General features: G+C 57.5%; 11 protein-coding genes and 1 CRISPR repeat array. Of the genes, 7 read left to right on the top strand and 4 right to left on the bottom strand.

Features of this window, described 5'->3' with window-relative positions; genetic code table 11:
* Positions 1–44: 44 nt before the first annotated feature.
* From cas9 to csn2, 4 genes are read left to right on the top strand one after another with little or no spacing between them, the layout of a single operon-like run.
* Entirely contained in the window at positions 45–4,181 is a 4,137-nt protein-coding gene (cas9, locus tag DW178_RS09670; RefSeq protein ID WP_286168649.1) for a type II CRISPR RNA-guided endonuclease Cas9, read from the top strand.
* The gene (cas1, locus tag DW178_RS09665; RefSeq protein ID WP_118350978.1) at positions 4,171–5,049 is read left to right on the top strand and encodes a type II CRISPR-associated endonuclease Cas1; all 879 of its coding nucleotides are present in this window, start codon (positions 4,171–4,173) and stop codon (positions 5,047–5,049) included. Before cas9 ends, cas1 begins: the two co-directional genes overlap by 11 nt.
* A gap of 23 nt (positions 5,050–5,072) precedes the next feature.
* Complete coding sequence (cas2, locus tag DW178_RS09660; RefSeq protein WP_118350976.1) at positions 5,073–5,381, top strand: CRISPR-associated endonuclease Cas2; 309 nt, start codon at positions 5,073–5,075, stop codon at positions 5,379–5,381.
* Positions 5,378–6,058 carry a type II-A CRISPR-associated protein Csn2 gene (gene csn2 / locus DW178_RS09655; RefSeq protein WP_118350974.1) on the top strand — a complete coding sequence of 227 codons (681 nt, stop codon included), beginning with the start codon at positions 5,378–5,380 and terminating at the stop codon, positions 6,056–6,058. The genes cas2 and csn2 overlap by 4 nt, the downstream gene beginning before the upstream one ends.
* Before the next feature lie 55 nt (positions 6,059–6,113).
* Positions 6,114–6,809: direct repeats of the CRISPR family, unit length 36 nt; unit sequence GTTTTGGAGTAGTGCCACCCTGACTGGTAATAAAAC.
* 70 nt (positions 6,810–6,879) lie between these two features.
* Here csn2 and DW178_RS09650 read toward each other — a convergent pair.
* Positions 6,880–8,661, bottom strand: a complete 1,782-nt coding sequence (locus tag DW178_RS09650; protein WP_158574172.1) for a RecQ family ATP-dependent DNA helicase — start codon at positions 8,659–8,661, stop codon at positions 6,880–6,882.
* A gap of 303 nt (positions 8,662–8,964) precedes the next feature.
* Between DW178_RS09650 and DW178_RS09645 the strand changes: the two genes are divergently transcribed.
* From DW178_RS09645 to DW178_RS09635, 3 genes are all read left to right on the top strand, one after another.
* The gene (locus DW178_RS09645) at positions 8,965–9,963 is read left to right on the top strand and encodes a hypothetical protein (RefSeq protein WP_147363859.1); all 999 of its coding nucleotides are present in this window, start codon (positions 8,965–8,967) and stop codon (positions 9,961–9,963) included.
* 187 nt (positions 9,964–10,150) lie between these two features.
* A complete protein-coding gene (locus tag DW178_RS09640) occupies positions 10,151–10,384 on the top strand; it encodes a TetR/AcrR family transcriptional regulator (RefSeq protein ID WP_118350968.1) in 234 nt (77 codons plus the stop codon).
* Between the two features lie 530 nt (positions 10,385–10,914).
* Positions 10,915–11,229 carry a helix-turn-helix domain-containing protein gene (locus DW178_RS09635; protein ID WP_118350966.1) on the top strand — a complete coding sequence of 105 codons (315 nt, stop codon included), beginning with the start codon at positions 10,915–10,917 and terminating at the stop codon, positions 11,227–11,229.
* Positions 11,230–11,429: 200 nt separating this feature from the next.
* Here DW178_RS09635 and DW178_RS09630 read toward each other — a convergent pair whose 3' ends face one another.
* The 3 genes from DW178_RS09630 to DW178_RS09620 all read right to left on the bottom strand — a co-directional run bounded on the left by DW178_RS09630 (position 11,430) and on the right by DW178_RS09620 (position 14,560).
* Complete coding sequence (locus DW178_RS09630; protein WP_118350964.1) at positions 11,430–12,992, bottom strand: helix-turn-helix transcriptional regulator; 1,563 nt, start codon at positions 12,990–12,992, stop codon at positions 11,430–11,432.
* A 169-nt stretch (positions 12,993–13,161) separates the two neighbouring features.
* On the bottom strand, positions 13,162–13,797 hold the full coding sequence (gene bilS, locus DW178_RS09625; protein WP_118350962.1) for a flavodoxin family protein BilS: 636 nt from the start codon (positions 13,795–13,797) through the stop codon (positions 13,162–13,164).
* Positions 13,798–14,296: 499 nt separating this feature from the next.
* The gene (locus DW178_RS09620; protein ID WP_118350960.1) at positions 14,297–14,560 is read right to left on the bottom strand and encodes a hypothetical protein; all 264 of its coding nucleotides are present in this window, start codon (positions 14,558–14,560) and stop codon (positions 14,297–14,299) included.
* Positions 14,561–14,672 lie beyond the last annotated feature (112 nt).

The following is a 14,672-nucleotide window of genomic DNA, read 5'->3' as shown; positions in this document are numbered from 1 at the left end:
CATCGCCGACGCGGCTTACACCGCACCCCCAGAAACGTTACGCCGTGCTCAGGAACGTCCAGGGAGATTACAACATCGGCTTAGACATGGGTACCGGCTCGGATGGATGGGCGGTCACTGATGGGGAGGGCCGGCTTCTTCACTTCAAGAAGCAGCCGACGTGGGGTAGCCGCCTGTTCGACAGCGCGGAAACTGCCGCTTCTGCGCGAATCCCGCGTAGTCAGCGCAGGCGCTATGTTCGCCGCCGTTGGCGTCTTGACTTGCTGCAAGGCTTGCTCCAGGAGGAAGTGGAGAAAGTCGACCCTGATTTCTTCCTGCGGTTGAGACAATCTCGTTTGGTGGATTCCGATCCCAACAAGACCACTGCCGCATATCGCTGGCCCATCTTCAACGAGTCCGATTTTACGGAGGTCGATTACTACGACCAGTTCCCTACGATTTACCACCTTCGCAAGCACTTGCTGGAAAGCGATGAGCAGGCAGATATCCGTCTTGTGTACCTTGCTCTGCATAACATTGTGAAGTGCCGCGGCAACTTCTTGCGCGAAGGTTCGTCTCTTTCCGCGAAAAACGCCAAGCCCGATGATGCCGTCAAGGCGTTTTGCGAAGCGCTTGAAGCTTGGAGCGAAGGTCGCGATGGCGAATACTCACCGATCAACGTTGATGATGTTGTGGCAGCGCTAACGGCAAAAGGGGTGAGCAACTCCGAGCGCGCCGCGGCAATCGCCGATTATGTGACGGTGTCGTTCGGCGATCGAGCAGCGGATAAGAAGCTCAAAAAGGCGCTGGCGGCGGCAATGGTCGGGCTAAAGGCTGAGTTCAAAGATGTTTTCGGCGAGTTTTCGGCGGAGAAGACGAAAATCTCGCTTTCCAATGATGAGGAAGTTGAAGCCCTGCGCGAAGCTTGCCCTGATGACAGCAAGGACGTGTTCGATTCGTTGTGCGGCGTGTACGCTGCTTACGTGCTGCAAGGCCTTTTGTCCTATGCCTCGGGCGAAACCATTTCCGCGAACATGGTCGCAAAGTACGATCGGTATGGCGCCGATTTGAAGCTGCTCAAAGCCCTTGTTCGCGAATATAAGGACGCAAAAGCGTATGACAGCTTTTTCCGCGGTCCCCTGTATAGCGACAAAAGCGGGTATAGCGTCGCGCAATCCAAGGGATACACGCGTTACAACCTGGGCAAAATCTCATACGACGACTTCGCCAAAGAAGTGAAGAAGCTATTTGCGGGGACGGCTGCAGAAGGCGACGGCCGTTATCTTGACATGATGGATGCGTTTGAGAACCAGCGGTTTTTGCGTCGCTTGAAAACCAGCGATAACGGAAGCATCTACTACCAGCTTCATCTTGAGGAAATGGAAACGATCCTGGATAACCAGGCGAAGTTCTACCCGGTGCTGAAAGAGCAGCGCGAAAAGCTGCTTTCGCTCGTGACGTTCCGTATCCCTTATTACGTTGGGCCCCTGACCCAGCGCAACGCAAGGCTGGATGCTCATGATAACCCTCGCTTTGCGTGGTCCGAGCGCAAACCCGGAATGGAAAATGCGATAATCACGCCCTGGAACTGGGACAGCATTATCGACAAGGGCAAAAGCGCGGAGAACTTCATCAAACGCATGACGGGAATATGCACGTATTTGCAAGGCGAAGACGTGCTGCCGAAGTGCTCGCTTCTGTATGAGGAGTTCTGCGTCCTGAACGAACTGAACGGCGTTCGTTGGACAAGTGACGGCGACTACGAGCAGCGTCTTGATGAGGAGCAGCGGCGCGGTATCGTGGAGGACCTGTTCCATCGCTACCGCACGGTGAGTTACGAGCGTATCGCAAACTGGCTGGTTGAGAACGGGTACGCATCGTCTGCGCACGTGGTCGGCGGCCAGGGCGTTAGCGGTCTGGAGTCGAAGATGTCGTCGTATATCTTCTTCGCGAAAGACGTGTTCAAAACGGGGAAGATCGCACAGTCCGACTACCCTATGGTTGAAGAAATCATTCAGTGGAACACGCTGTTCGAGGACCGCAAGATTTTGCGCGAGAAATTGCAGGAAAGGTATGGCGTTGAGGGCGAGGGCCGCCTCGATGATGCGCAAATCAACGCGATTTGCAAGAAACGCTTTACTGGATGGGGGCGTTTGTCGAGGCATTTCCTCACAGGTTTGAAGGTCGACACGCAGCTCGATGAGAAATCGATCATGGACATCTTGCGTGAGGGCGATCCGAATTCGGATAATCGACGCGGCCGTGCGATGGTGCTCATGGAAATCTTGCATGATGATCGTCTTGGGTTCCAAAACGAGATTGACGCATTCAATCGAGCGTATTTCGAGCAGGCGGGCGATGCTCTTGGCATAAACGACCTGCCGGGCTCGCCGGCGATGCGTCGCAGCCTTAATCAGGCTATTCGCATCGTCGATGAGGTCGTTCGCATTGCCGGCAAAGCGCCCGCGCATATCTTTATCGAGGTGACCCGCGATGACGATATGAAGAAGAAGGGCAGCCGCACCAAGCGCCGCTACGACAATCTCAAGGATGCCCTGGCGAAGTTCAAGGAGCAAGACTCGCAATGGACGAAGCGGGTTTTGACGGAGCTGAAAGACGTAAGTCCTGATGAGCTTGATGAAAGGCTCACGCTGTATTTCATGCAGAACGGCAAATGCCTGTATTCGGGCAAACCGATCGATATCACGCAGCTTTCGAATGCGGGGCTTTACGAGGTCGATCACATCATCCCGCGCTCCTACATCAAGGACGATAGCTATGAGAACAAGGCCTTGGTGCTGCGCGAGGAGAACCAACGTAAGACCGACGCGATGCTGCTAGACCCCGCTATCCGTCAGCGCATGTCGGGCTATTGGCGCGCGTTGCACGACGCTGGGCTTATCGGAGACAAGAAGTTCAAAAGCCTGATGCGCCCGAGCGTGAACGAAAACGCCATGCGCGGGTTCATTGCGCGTCAGTTGGTGGAAACCAGCCAGATGGTGAAAGCCGCCCAATCGCTGTTGAGCGCGAAGTATCCCGACACGAAGGTCGTTCCCGTTAAGGCGAGCATGTCCCATAATCTGCGCGATGCTGCCGGGTTTGTGAAATGCCGCGAGGCGAACGACTTCCATCATGCTCACGATGCGTACCTGGCATGTCGTGTCGGCTTGTTCATCTCGAAGTGGCATCCGGGTATTTACGAGCAGCCCATCGCGTATGCCCATGCCATGCGCAAATATGTCCGCGATCAGGCCGAGCTGTTCAACGCCCGCCATGAGGCTCCGGGCTCTAGCGGCTTTGTAATCGGCAGCTTTATGGGAAAGCATGTGGACGAGGACACTGGCGAGCTATGGGACGGCGCTGCAGAAGTGGAAGGGATTCGCAAGGCGCTGAATTATCGCCAATGCTATATCACGCGCATGCCCGTTGAGGATTCGGGCGCTTTCTGGAATGCGACGATTTACTCGCCGCGCGATCCGAAGATGGGCCCGAAGCTGTCTTTGCCATTGAAGAGCGATTTGGATCCGCAGACATATGGCGGTTATTCGAGTCAGCAGTTCGCGTATTTCTTCATTTACGAAGCGCGCGACAAAAAGGGTCGTACCGTTTTCCGCTTTGCGGAAGTCCCGGTATGGCTTGCTCCGCGTATTCGAGTGGACGAAGGGGCGCTGGAAGCTCATGCTCGTCGACTTGCGGAAGGCGAGAAGTTGCAATTTGTCGGTATTCGGCGAGCGAAGCTACTCAAGAAGCAGCTTATTGAGATTGATGGCGAGAGGTTCTTGATTACGGGAATTAAGAAGATGAGAAATGCGACCGAGATAGCTTTTTCTCTCGAAGAAGCCGGCTATCTCTCAAATTCGATGAATCAAGATGATCAAAGATTGTGCGCAGCCGATTTGATTGACCGCGTTGCAGTTTGTGGCATTCGTCGAATGCCGAGGTTGATGAAGCTAATAAAAATTCAGTTGCTGAAAGAGAACACTGTTAAATTAAGTGAGCAACAACGCAGAGAGTTCCTTATGCGTCTGCTGTCGCTAATAAACGGAGCTGATGTGGATTTGTCGATGGCGGGCGGGGCGAAATCAATAGGATGTCTTCAGCCAACATACTCAAAACTCCTTAGCGACCCCAACGTCGATTTCTACATTATCGACCAATCTGTGACGGGCATGTTCGAACGGAGGACGCGCGTTGGCCTTTAGGAACATCGTCATCGAGAGCCCCTGCAAGCTTTCCTATAAGGGAGGCTATCTCGTAGTGCGCAAGGAAGACGAAGCCGCAAAGGTCCATTTATCGGAGATCACGACCATCGTGCTGCAGACCAATCAGGTGTTCATCAGTGCATATTTGCTTTCTGAACTTGCGAAAGCGAAGATTTCGCTGGTTTCGTCCGACGAAAAGCACAACCCAATCGGGCAATACCTGCCGTTATATGGTGCGCACAACACCAGCAAACGGATTGGCGAGCAGCTTGAATGGGGCGAGCCGATAAAGAAGCGTGTGTGGCAGCGAGTGGTGCGCGATAAAATCGCGCACCAGGCTCGTTTACTTGACGCACGTGCAAGCGAGCCGGAAGGCGAAATGCTTGTACGTTTGGTAGACGAAGTGCGCTCGGGCGATACGACGAATCGCGAAGCCCATGCGGCAAGGATTTACTTTCGCGCGCTATTCGGTCCGAACTTCTCTCGTGACGACGACGTTCCGGTGAACGCTGCGTTGAACTATGGATATGGAATCCTACTTTCGGCGGTAAATCGCGAGATTGTGGCGAGGGGTTATTTGACGCAATGCGGGATTTGCCATCGAAGCGAATTCAACCAGTTCAATCTTAGCTGCGATTTGATGGAGCCGTTTCGGCCTATCGTGGATCGGCTTGTTTTCGACAACATCGACGGCGATTTCACGAAGGACGACAAGTATTTGCTTGTCGATATGCTCAATCATCGCGTTCCGTATCGCGGCGGGTCGTACCACGTTGGTTCGGTCATAGGTCTTTACGTGCAGGATTGCTTGAGCGCGCTGAATAAGAAGCTGTCCGTTGATGAAATCGAAGCATTCGATGTCTTATGACGGACAAGGAGAGGGTGCGATATATGCGATTAGTGCTGTTCTTCGATCTGCCGGTTGAAACGCCGAAGCAGCGCAAAGACTATCGCCTGTTTCGCAAATTCCTGCTGAAAGACGGGTTTCTTCCTTTGCAGCAATCGGTGTATGCGAAGTTGGTTGTGAACGATGGTGTGGCTAATAGCGCGATTGCCCGTGTTCGCAAACATCGCCCGCCAGCTGGATTGGTGCAGATTCTCAAGGTCACGGAAACTCAGTTTTCAACCATGGAATACATTACGGGAAAGCGTCCAGATTATGAGGAGATCGACTCCATGGAAGAGCTTCTGGTGCTATGAAGCTGGTGTTTAGCGGGCTGGAAACGCCGATTGATTTGGCACCTGGGTATGCATCGACGCTTCAGATTGCGAACGAGACGCTGTTCGCGCGAATCGTTCGCTCTTTGGCAAGCTCAGCTGGCGGTTTGGCATTGGAACCGTATACGCTGTGGGATGACGGAGTTGAACTAAGGCCATCGACATCGCTTATGGTGGTGCAGAATCCCTTGCAGCTGCCCTGGGATGATCGTTCGCTTATGGGCGAGGTTGTTAAACGTATCGAGCGGGAATTCCTGGAAGACGAGGATTTGCGCCGGGGCATTGAGGCGATGGACTCTGCTTTGTCGGCAAAGCTGCTTGATCTGGGCTTTGGGATGAACTCCGATTATGGTTTCGGGTTAGAATGGGAGCTGAAGCGCTACCTGAAGTTCAGAGGTTTTGGCGTTGACATGCAGGACTCTAAACCGCTCCTTGATAATTTGCTGAACTTTCTTTCTCTGGCTCTTGACGCGGGTTGCAAGCAAGTTATCACGTTCGTGAATCTTAAAACTTTTCTGACGCAAAACGACTTGAAAGCGCTGTTCGAGTACGTTTTTTATTCGAAGTTGACTGTGCTGTTGATTGAGAATAAAGCGGATGAAGTAGTGTATGATTACGAACGAAAACTAGTGGTTGACCTGCACTTTATCGAGAGCTAGACATCGAAATCAGTCAGGGAGAACGTCCCTTTGCAGTGGGGATTTTGCTTCAATGGTTTTGGAGTAGTGCCACCCTGACTGGTAATAAAACGCAGTGCAGGCATTTTGGGAAAAATTCTTAGTTTTGGAGTAGTGCCACCCTGACTGGTAATAAAACAAACGTGAAGGCAAGGTTCCATGTGTTCATGTTTTGGAGTAGTGCCACCCTGACTGGTAATAAAACCGCATCCCACCTTCGAGGACGCGGCGAACGGTTTTGGAGTAGTGCCACCCTGACTGGTAATAAAACCGGGTTTGATACGGTCGATGCACGGGACGCGTTTTGGAGTAGTGCCACCCTGACTGGTAATAAAACGGTTTCAGGTTTGCCGCCGTGGGCTTTTCCGTTTTGGAGTAGTGCCACCCTGACTGGTAATAAAACAAGCGTAAGGCTTTCGAGTTCACCTGTCACGTTTTGGAGCAGTGTCACCCTGACTGGTAATGAAACCCCCGTGAGCGCCGCTGCTTCTTTCTCGGCGTTTTGGAGCAGTGTCACCCTGACTGGTAATGAAACCACCACGCTCGAAGGCTACGAGAGCGCCCTGTTTTGGAGCAGTGTCACCCTGACTGGTAATGAAACCGCATCCGCCTTCAGCTGTTTCTGCGCGGTGTTTTGGAGCGGTGTCACCCTGACTGGTAATGAAACTCTCCGCAGGTGTGGATTCCCGCCCCAACGGTTTTGGAGCAGTGCTGCCCTGACTGGTAATGAAACTTCGACGGTCGGCACGTCTCGCATGTGCCAGTTTTGGAGCAGTGTCACCCTGATTGGCGTCCTATCCGCCTTAATCCACCCTCATCACACGAAGGCATTTCTCCCCGGGCCTTTGCCCCACGATCCCGCAAGCTATGAGCGCGTCTAGGGCGTGCTTCGCCTTGCTGCGGTCGGGGCCGGCGGATCCCCAGCATGGCAGGCTTTCGTAACCGTCGGCCTTTGCGCCGGGTTCGCTTTTCCCGCATGCTACTTTGAGGACGACTGCCCTGCGCGCTTCGCTGCCGAGTGCTCGGATCGTCGCGACCAAAGCGTCGCTCAGCGCCTCGGGCACATCGGGCATCTCGAGCGGCTTGACGGAAGCGAGGACCTCGCCCGTTTCAACGACGGCGAGAATCTGGGCGCCATACGCCTGCGCGGCTTTGGCGGTCATCCCGTCGACTTCCAGAAGCTGCTCAAGGTTTCCCGGCCTTTTGCGGCAGACGCCGCGCAACGCGCGTTCGGTCAGGGTACCGCCTGCGCCACCGCTTTCCGATACCGCGGCGCACGCGTTCTTGAGGCTAGCGAAAAGCGCACGCTCGTCGTCCGTCAGCGGCCTTGCGTCCTCGGCGCGCACGATGCCGTCGACGGGCGCCGCGCAGTTATCGCACCTTCCGCACCCTCCGTCATCAGGGGGTTCCTCGCCGAAGTAGCGCAAAACAAGATCGCGCCGGCAGGCGCCCTCTTCTCTGCAGAAATCCCGCATGTCGAAGGCGAGCCCCTTTTGCCTGGAACGCTGCGGGTCGTTTTGGCCTTCGCCGCCCGCTTCCGCCATGAACAAAGCGGTTTGCAGGTCCTGCTCGTCCCATAGCATGATCGTGTCGGCGGGCTCTCCGTCGCGCCCCGCGCGGCCTATCTGCTGATAGTAGCTCTCGACCGAAAGCGGCATGCCGCAGCAGACCACGTAGCGCACATCGGGCTTGTCGATGCCCATGCCGAAAGCCGACGTCGCGACCATCGCCGGCGCCCGCCCCGACATGAACGCTTCCTGCGCCGCCTTCTTCGCGTCGTTGTCCAGCTTGCCGTGGTAGAGCGCGGCGGGTATGCCTGCTCGCTTGAGTGCGTCGTGGATCCGCTCGGCCTCGGAAATCGTGACGCAATAGAAGATGCCGCACTCGCTTTCCCTCGAACGCGCGGTCCGCACGCACCACGATCCGCGCTCGTCGTGGGGCATATGCACAACGGAAAGCGAAAGGTTGGCGCGGTCGAACGAGGAGACTATCTCCAAGGGGTTTTGCAGGCCAAGGGACCTGGCGATGTCCTTGCGGACCCTCGGTGTCGCCGTCGCCGTCAGTGCGACCACGGTCGGGCGCCGGTCGAACCGCTCGATGAACGCGCTGATCTCGCGGTAATCGCCACGGAAGTCATGGCCCCATTCGCTGATGCAGTGGGCCTCGTCGACGGCGACAAGGGGGATTGCGAGATCCTCGATGGCCGACAGGAAAGCCGGGTTCGACAAGCGCTCCGGCGCAACGTACAGGATTTGGAACTCGCCGCTTTTGATGCGCCTCCGGACCTTTTCCTGCGCCCGAAGGCTGAGCGTGTTGTTGAGGAAAGCCGGATGCAGGCCCAGCTCAACGAGCTTCCTCACCTGGTCGCTCATGAGCGAGACCAGGGGAGAGACCACGATGGTGGTGCCGCCGAGTGCGACGGCGGGGACCTGGTAGATCAGCGATTTGCCCGCTCCGGTGGACATGACGGCCAGCACGTCGCGTTTCCCCATGATGGCCTTGATGGCCCTTTCCTGCTCCGGGCGGAACCCGTCGTGCCCGAAGCAGCGCTTCAACACTTCTTCCGCTTGCTCGAACGATGCCATGCGTCCTCTTCCATGCTTGTTGATTTGCAACATTATTGTAGTCGCAGACTTGGGTTGGTCCTTGCGGTCGGAAGCGTCCTTTCGCAAATATGGCAGCTTCCCCTTCTTCGCTCCTTCGCCCCAACCCCACCCGTCGCATTCCCGTCCTCTATCTTGGCCGTGTGGCGCGTGGGGGTGTTTGCTTTGGGCCATGGGTGGCTTCGCGGGCGCTTCTTCGCAGGGCACAATTGCCTTGGAAGCCGGCTTCGGCGCATGCGGCGCCGGAGGGGGAGCGGCTTGGAATCTGCGATGCGAAAGGGAGTGATGAAGATGATGAGACCCATGATGAGGAAGGTTGCGTTCGGGGTGCCGGCCGTCGCGTTGTCGGCGGCGCTCGCGTGCACGATGGCCGGCTGCGGCGGCACCGAGGGCGGCCAGGACGGCTCGGGCGACAACGCGCCCGCAGGTCAGACGGTTAACGGCGTGCAGACCGCCGAGGTCGCGGGCTTCACCATCGAGTCCGTCGGCGATGGCTCGTACTATCGCGGCGCCGCCGAGCGGCAGGACGGCTTCTGGCTGCGCGTGAAGATCACGAACAACAACGAGTCCGCAAAAGCGCCTTCCGCGTTCAGCGCGCGTGCCGCCGTCGGCACCTTCGATGCGGGCGACGCGGTGTTCGACGCCTCCGGCGATCAGCGTCTCAACGCCGACACCAAGACGCAGGCCGTTGAGCTGGGCGAAGGCGCGCAGATGGACGCCAACACCAAGATCGAGCCTGGTGAGAGCATCGAGTGGGTCTACTTCTGGACCACTAAGGACAACTATTACGGCCCGATCACCGTCCAGTTCGACAAGAACGCCACGGGCGGCACCGACCCGCGCACCATGCGCTTCGACACCACCGGCAAGGAAACCGACGGCTACAAGGCCGCGGTCGAGGCCGCTGAGGCCATCAAGGCCCAGGGCGGTGTCGACTACGCTGCATACAGCGTGAAGGCTGCCGACGGCTGGGCGCTCGTCGAGACCAAGGAGAAGAGCAGCGACGCCACGTTCAACCCCGAGGGCTCCACGAAGCGCTTCAGCACCAGCACGTGCTCGCGCGCCCCGCAGAAGGAAGCCGAGGCGCTGCAGGGCAACTTCGGCGGCAAGGGCGAGATCGACGAGGTAGACATCAACGGTGCCACCTGGACGCGCTACACCCAAACCGGCACGTACTACATGTTCACCGTGGCCCCGTGCGGCACCACGGTCCGCATGTTCATCGACAGCGGCATCACCTGGGAAGATGCCATGCCCATGATGCAGAACGTGACCCTGAAGTAGCTTTTCCGCCCGCGCTTCGGGCGGGATTCCCTCGAAACGGCCGGGATGCATTACGCTCCCGGCCGTTTTACGTTCGGGGGCTATAGAACAGGTAACGCTACCGTAGGGTTTTGCGGAATCGGGTTAGTATGGTTCCCAAAACCCATCCGGTTTGCGGGTGCGATGGTTCGATTGCGAGGGGCGCTTTATGGCTCAGAGCATTGTTTCCCGGGAAGAGCTGTTGGAGAACGCGTATCGGATCGCGGAGAAAAACGGGGTGTCGGCGCTTTCGGTGCGCGGCCTTGCCAACGCCACGGGCATCAGCGTGGGGACGGTGTACCGCCATTTCTCGGCGAAGGACGAGCTGACCACCGCCACCATCCAGCTGTACTTCAAGCACGCCCTGGCGCTGCTGCTCTCCTCGAAGCGCTCCCACGCGTAGGGGTTGGGTTTGCGTCGAGTTCTCGGATGGGGCTCGGCTCTGGAATCCTGTGAGCTTTCATCGAAGCCATCTGCTTCAAAAGCCGCCGCCCGACCGGCATGTGCGAATCGCGCACCGGTCGGGCGGCGGCTTGTTATTGTCAAAAACCGAAGTTGTGCGCTATGGTTTCATACGGCGAAAACGTCCAGGCGCAATCGTGGGGCAAGCAACGGGCTTTGTCGGCATTCAAGGGGATGCTGCTACGTGTCCTTCTCGATTTTGCGATCGTAAGCTGCTAATCAGGGCTTGCCGTCTCGCGGCGGATTGTTTTGCCGGTTTACTGTCAGCCCGGTGACATTGATGTTACGTTTTCTCACGGAGTGGCATAAAAGTGATACAAATGACGGGACGAATGCGATGCTTATCAATATGTAAGCCATGTCAAACGATAAGCGTGCTCTTGTCAAGGCACATTGCCAGCTTGTTTGAGGCAAGCTGAGGTCATCGGGGGTCATGAACGGTTGGCAAATGGATCGCTGAAAGGGGGATCGATGGCAGATCGATCGGATGGCATCCTTGCCCCCAAGGGGAAGAAGGGGAAGCTGACCAATTCCCAGCTTCGTTTGCTCGGCTTCGTCGCGGCTTGCGGCCCAGATGGTTGCTCCGAGACCAAGCAAGCGCTAGCGGGAAAGCTGCACATCAGTTTGAAAACGGTGGACCGCGCGATACATCGCTTGCGCGAAGATGGGCTCATCGTGTCGCATGCTCGTTTCGGGGAAGACGGCACGCAGCTGAGCAACACCTACATCGCTGCCGCAATGGACGGCGAAGACGAGCATCAAGACTTGCAGGGCGATAAGGAATAGGCTTTTTGCGCAAGCGCGGGCTCAAAAGGCCTATTCCTTATCAAGCCCCAAAGCAGTCGTTTTTGTGCGGCTAGGGAAGCTGCCGCTTTGGCTTATCCTGTTGCTTGATCGAGTTTAAGCGGCAAGATAGCCGTCCCGCTTCCCGAAGAATCGCGGGTGAGACCTGTTGGTGAGCTGCTGCTTTCCCGTGTGCAGCCGTCCTACTTCCCGAAGAATGCGCGGGTGAGGCCGGCTCGGGTTTGCGTGTCGGTCTTGCTGTAGATGTTGGTCAGGTGTCGCTGCACCATGCGCAGCGAAATCCCCAGGTCGTCGGCCACTTGCTTGAGCGGCCGCTCGTCGGCGGTCACGGCGCGCAGCACCTCTTCCTCTCGCGGCGTCAGGCCGCTTCGGCTGATGAACTCGGCCTGCGTCTCCTCCAGGGTCGGCGCGGCCGCGGCGGCAAGGCCCGCCTCGATGGCCTCGCGTTCCTTGACCGTCGACGGCAGGCGGAACAGTCCGGCGCCCACGAACGCAACGCTGACCAGCACGAACAGGATCAGCGACGCGATCATCACAGCGGCGATGCCCGATTGCGTCAGCATCATGGAGACCCCCGACACGGTGAACGCGCACAGGTTGTTGGCGGCGCGGCCCATGCCGGCCCACAGCTGCGGCGTGCGCATGCGCGGCGCCAGCTGCAAAAACGTGGTGGTGAAGAACGTCACGAAGAACCCGGAGCTCAGATAGAACACGATTAGCCCGATCACGGGGCTTGCCCCGGCTTCCACGGCTAGGATCGATATGGTGGACAGAACCGTGACCGCGAACATGATGAACCCCATGTAGCGGCGCTCGCGGATGTCGAACAGGGCGCCGGCGGCAAGGCCGCTTGCCGCAAGGAACAGGCGCGGCCACGTCTCGACCGAGATCGAGCCCTGCGCGTTCGCAAGGGTAACCACGTTGTCCAGCGTAGAGAACATGCAGGCCAGCAGTACCACAAGCGCAAGAAGCCAAATAGCGCGGATAGCGGTTTTTGCGCCGCCCGGGGCTGATTGCTGCGGGGAGTTGGCGGCTGCCGTGCTTGGGCGATTCGCCTGGTCCGGGGAGCCGGCGTTCGCTCGCTCCAGGCGGATCTTGTCTAGTCGGGTCGCTTGTTCCTGGTCGGTGATTTGCCCCGACGGTTTTGACGTCATTGCTTCGCCTGTATGTTCGCCAGTAGTCCCATCACCCTTTTGACCTGCGGATTCTCCATCGTGTTCTCCCGCCGCTGCAAACACGGCAAGCGCGGTGACGCCTATACACAGCACCGCCGCGTCCGCCATGCCCGCAGGCACGAACTGGTTGCTCAGGAACTGTAGCAGGATTCCGGCGGCGTAAGCCGCGCCGGCGCCCTTGGCAAGCGATGGGCTTCCCTCGAAGGCGTGCGCCATGCTCCAATGCGCTTCAGCGCCAAGGCTTCCCAGCAGGAAAAACGCGACACAACCTGCGATTTGCATGGCAAGTGCGCTTTCCGTAGCGGCAATTGCAACCAGGGCCGCAATAGCCCCGACGGCCTCGACCGCCCGAAGCGCGCGTCGTCCCTCTGCCAGCTTCGAAATCGGCGCATAAGCCAGAAAGCCGATGACGCTTGCGCCAAGGATCATCGCCTGCGCACCCACAACCCCTTCGGCGCTGATAAGCAAGCCGATCCGGCTGTCGAAGAAAAACTCGCTTCCCAGGAAAGCGAACGTGAACAGCGCCAGCGCGGAAAGCGATTGGAAGGACTGTCTATCGACCGAGAACACGGCGCTCCTTGCTGTGCGAACAATGAATCTTGCAATCGATTCTACCAATGCCTATGTGCCGCGCCGGTTAAAAGTTGCAAGCGGCGCGCTTTTGCTGTGCGAGGGTGGGAGGGGATCCGCATGTGGGGAGGCGGTTGGTTGCGGTTTACATGCGCTCGATTGGTTTTCTCTACTGTTCGACGGTTTCGCTCACTAGTTTCGCCAGCTTCTCCAGGTCGTTGGCATCGGGGTGGGATAGGGCTTTGTCGAAGTTCTCGATCATGGCGTCGATGTTGGGCATGTGGTCAGGCTGTTCCCTCATTTTCACGTAGCGTTCGCGCACGGAAAGCGGCATTTTGCCCTGGCACATGTAGGTACCGATCACGGTGTTGCTGTTATCGATGAATGCTTTCGTCTTGTCCAGAATCGCTTGGAAATATGCCTCGCTGCCGCCAAAGCCGGCGGTGCCGAACAGGAAGACCTTCCTGTTCTTCAGCTGCCCCAGCAGCTGCTGCGTTGCCTGGTCCGCTACGCCCTGGTTCGTCCAAAAGCCCACGAACAGCGTCTCCGACGCAGGGATTGCGCTGCTGGCGCAGCTGCCGTCATCGTGGCTGTTGTCGCTGCCGTCGAAGCCGCTCTTGTTGTTGCCGTTGGCTATGCTGCATTCGCTGCGATCGCGGTTACCGCCGCTGCCGCCGTCGTTCCCATTCACGCTCCCGAAATACTCGCATGTCCCTTCCGGCAGCGTCTTGCGAACAGCCTCCGCAAGCTCGGCTGTATTCCCCGTTCTGCTGCTGAACACGATTGAATAATCCTTGCTGCTCATATCTGCCCTGCCTTCCATTGCTTGCGAACGTTCTTGTTTTCCGAAGCGGAATCGTTATTGCATTGATTCTATCCCTCGGCAAGCTTTCCAGCACAGCGGCGCCCGCTGTTTTCACTGCATTGCCTTGTTGTTTTCGCATTCCGAAAGGTTTTGCCTTGAAGCTTATGTTGGAAAACTCGCAATCTGAGCCACGATCGGTGAAAAATCTTCCTGGTGAAGCGTGAACGGCATGCGTTTGGCGAATTGCTTCCAACGAAACGGGTGCGGAGGTCGACGGAATGGGGGGAGGATGGGAAGGGAGGAAAGCTTGCGGTTCCTTAACGGAGAACGACGTCTTCGTGCGCGAGTACAGCTCGCCCCACATGATCCATAGGATGGCGTTCGTGATGCCGACCACTACGGCAAGCGCGTATGCGATAAGGTCGGTGGGGAACGAGAACGCGAACAAGGTGAGCGCAAGCGTCGAGATTACCGCCGCGGCGGTAGCGGTCCAGAGCATTCAGGGGATGTCGCACAAGCGGCGTTTCCTGCCCAAGGTGACCGCGATGCCGATGAACGAGACCGCGGCGTTGACGAGGGCGATCAACCATGACTGCGTCACGCAATCGTCGAGCAGCTGCGCTCCGACGAACGAGTCGTGCAGGAACCATAGGTTGTAATGCCACGCAAGCAGCAGGGCGAAGCCGACGAACCTGCGGGTCGGGTGGTCGGGCGAGCTGATCTCCGACTCCACCTTTTCCGGCACAAGCTCCTTGATGTTCACGTGCGTTCCCCTCCTCCAGCACATAGCGGACAGAACGGACGGCCCCTCATATTGCAATCGGACAGGTGCGTGACCCGAATTTCAAATTGTATCGTTTTCCTAAAAAAATTCG

Source organism: Eggerthella sp. AM16-19 (genome assembly GCF_003474385.1).
In the GTDB taxonomy this organism is placed as follows: Bacteria; Actinomycetota; Coriobacteriia; order Coriobacteriales; family Eggerthellaceae; genus Senegalimassilia.
Note: the sequence above shows the minus strand (reverse complement) of the source record. Positions and strands in the feature narration are given on the sequence as shown.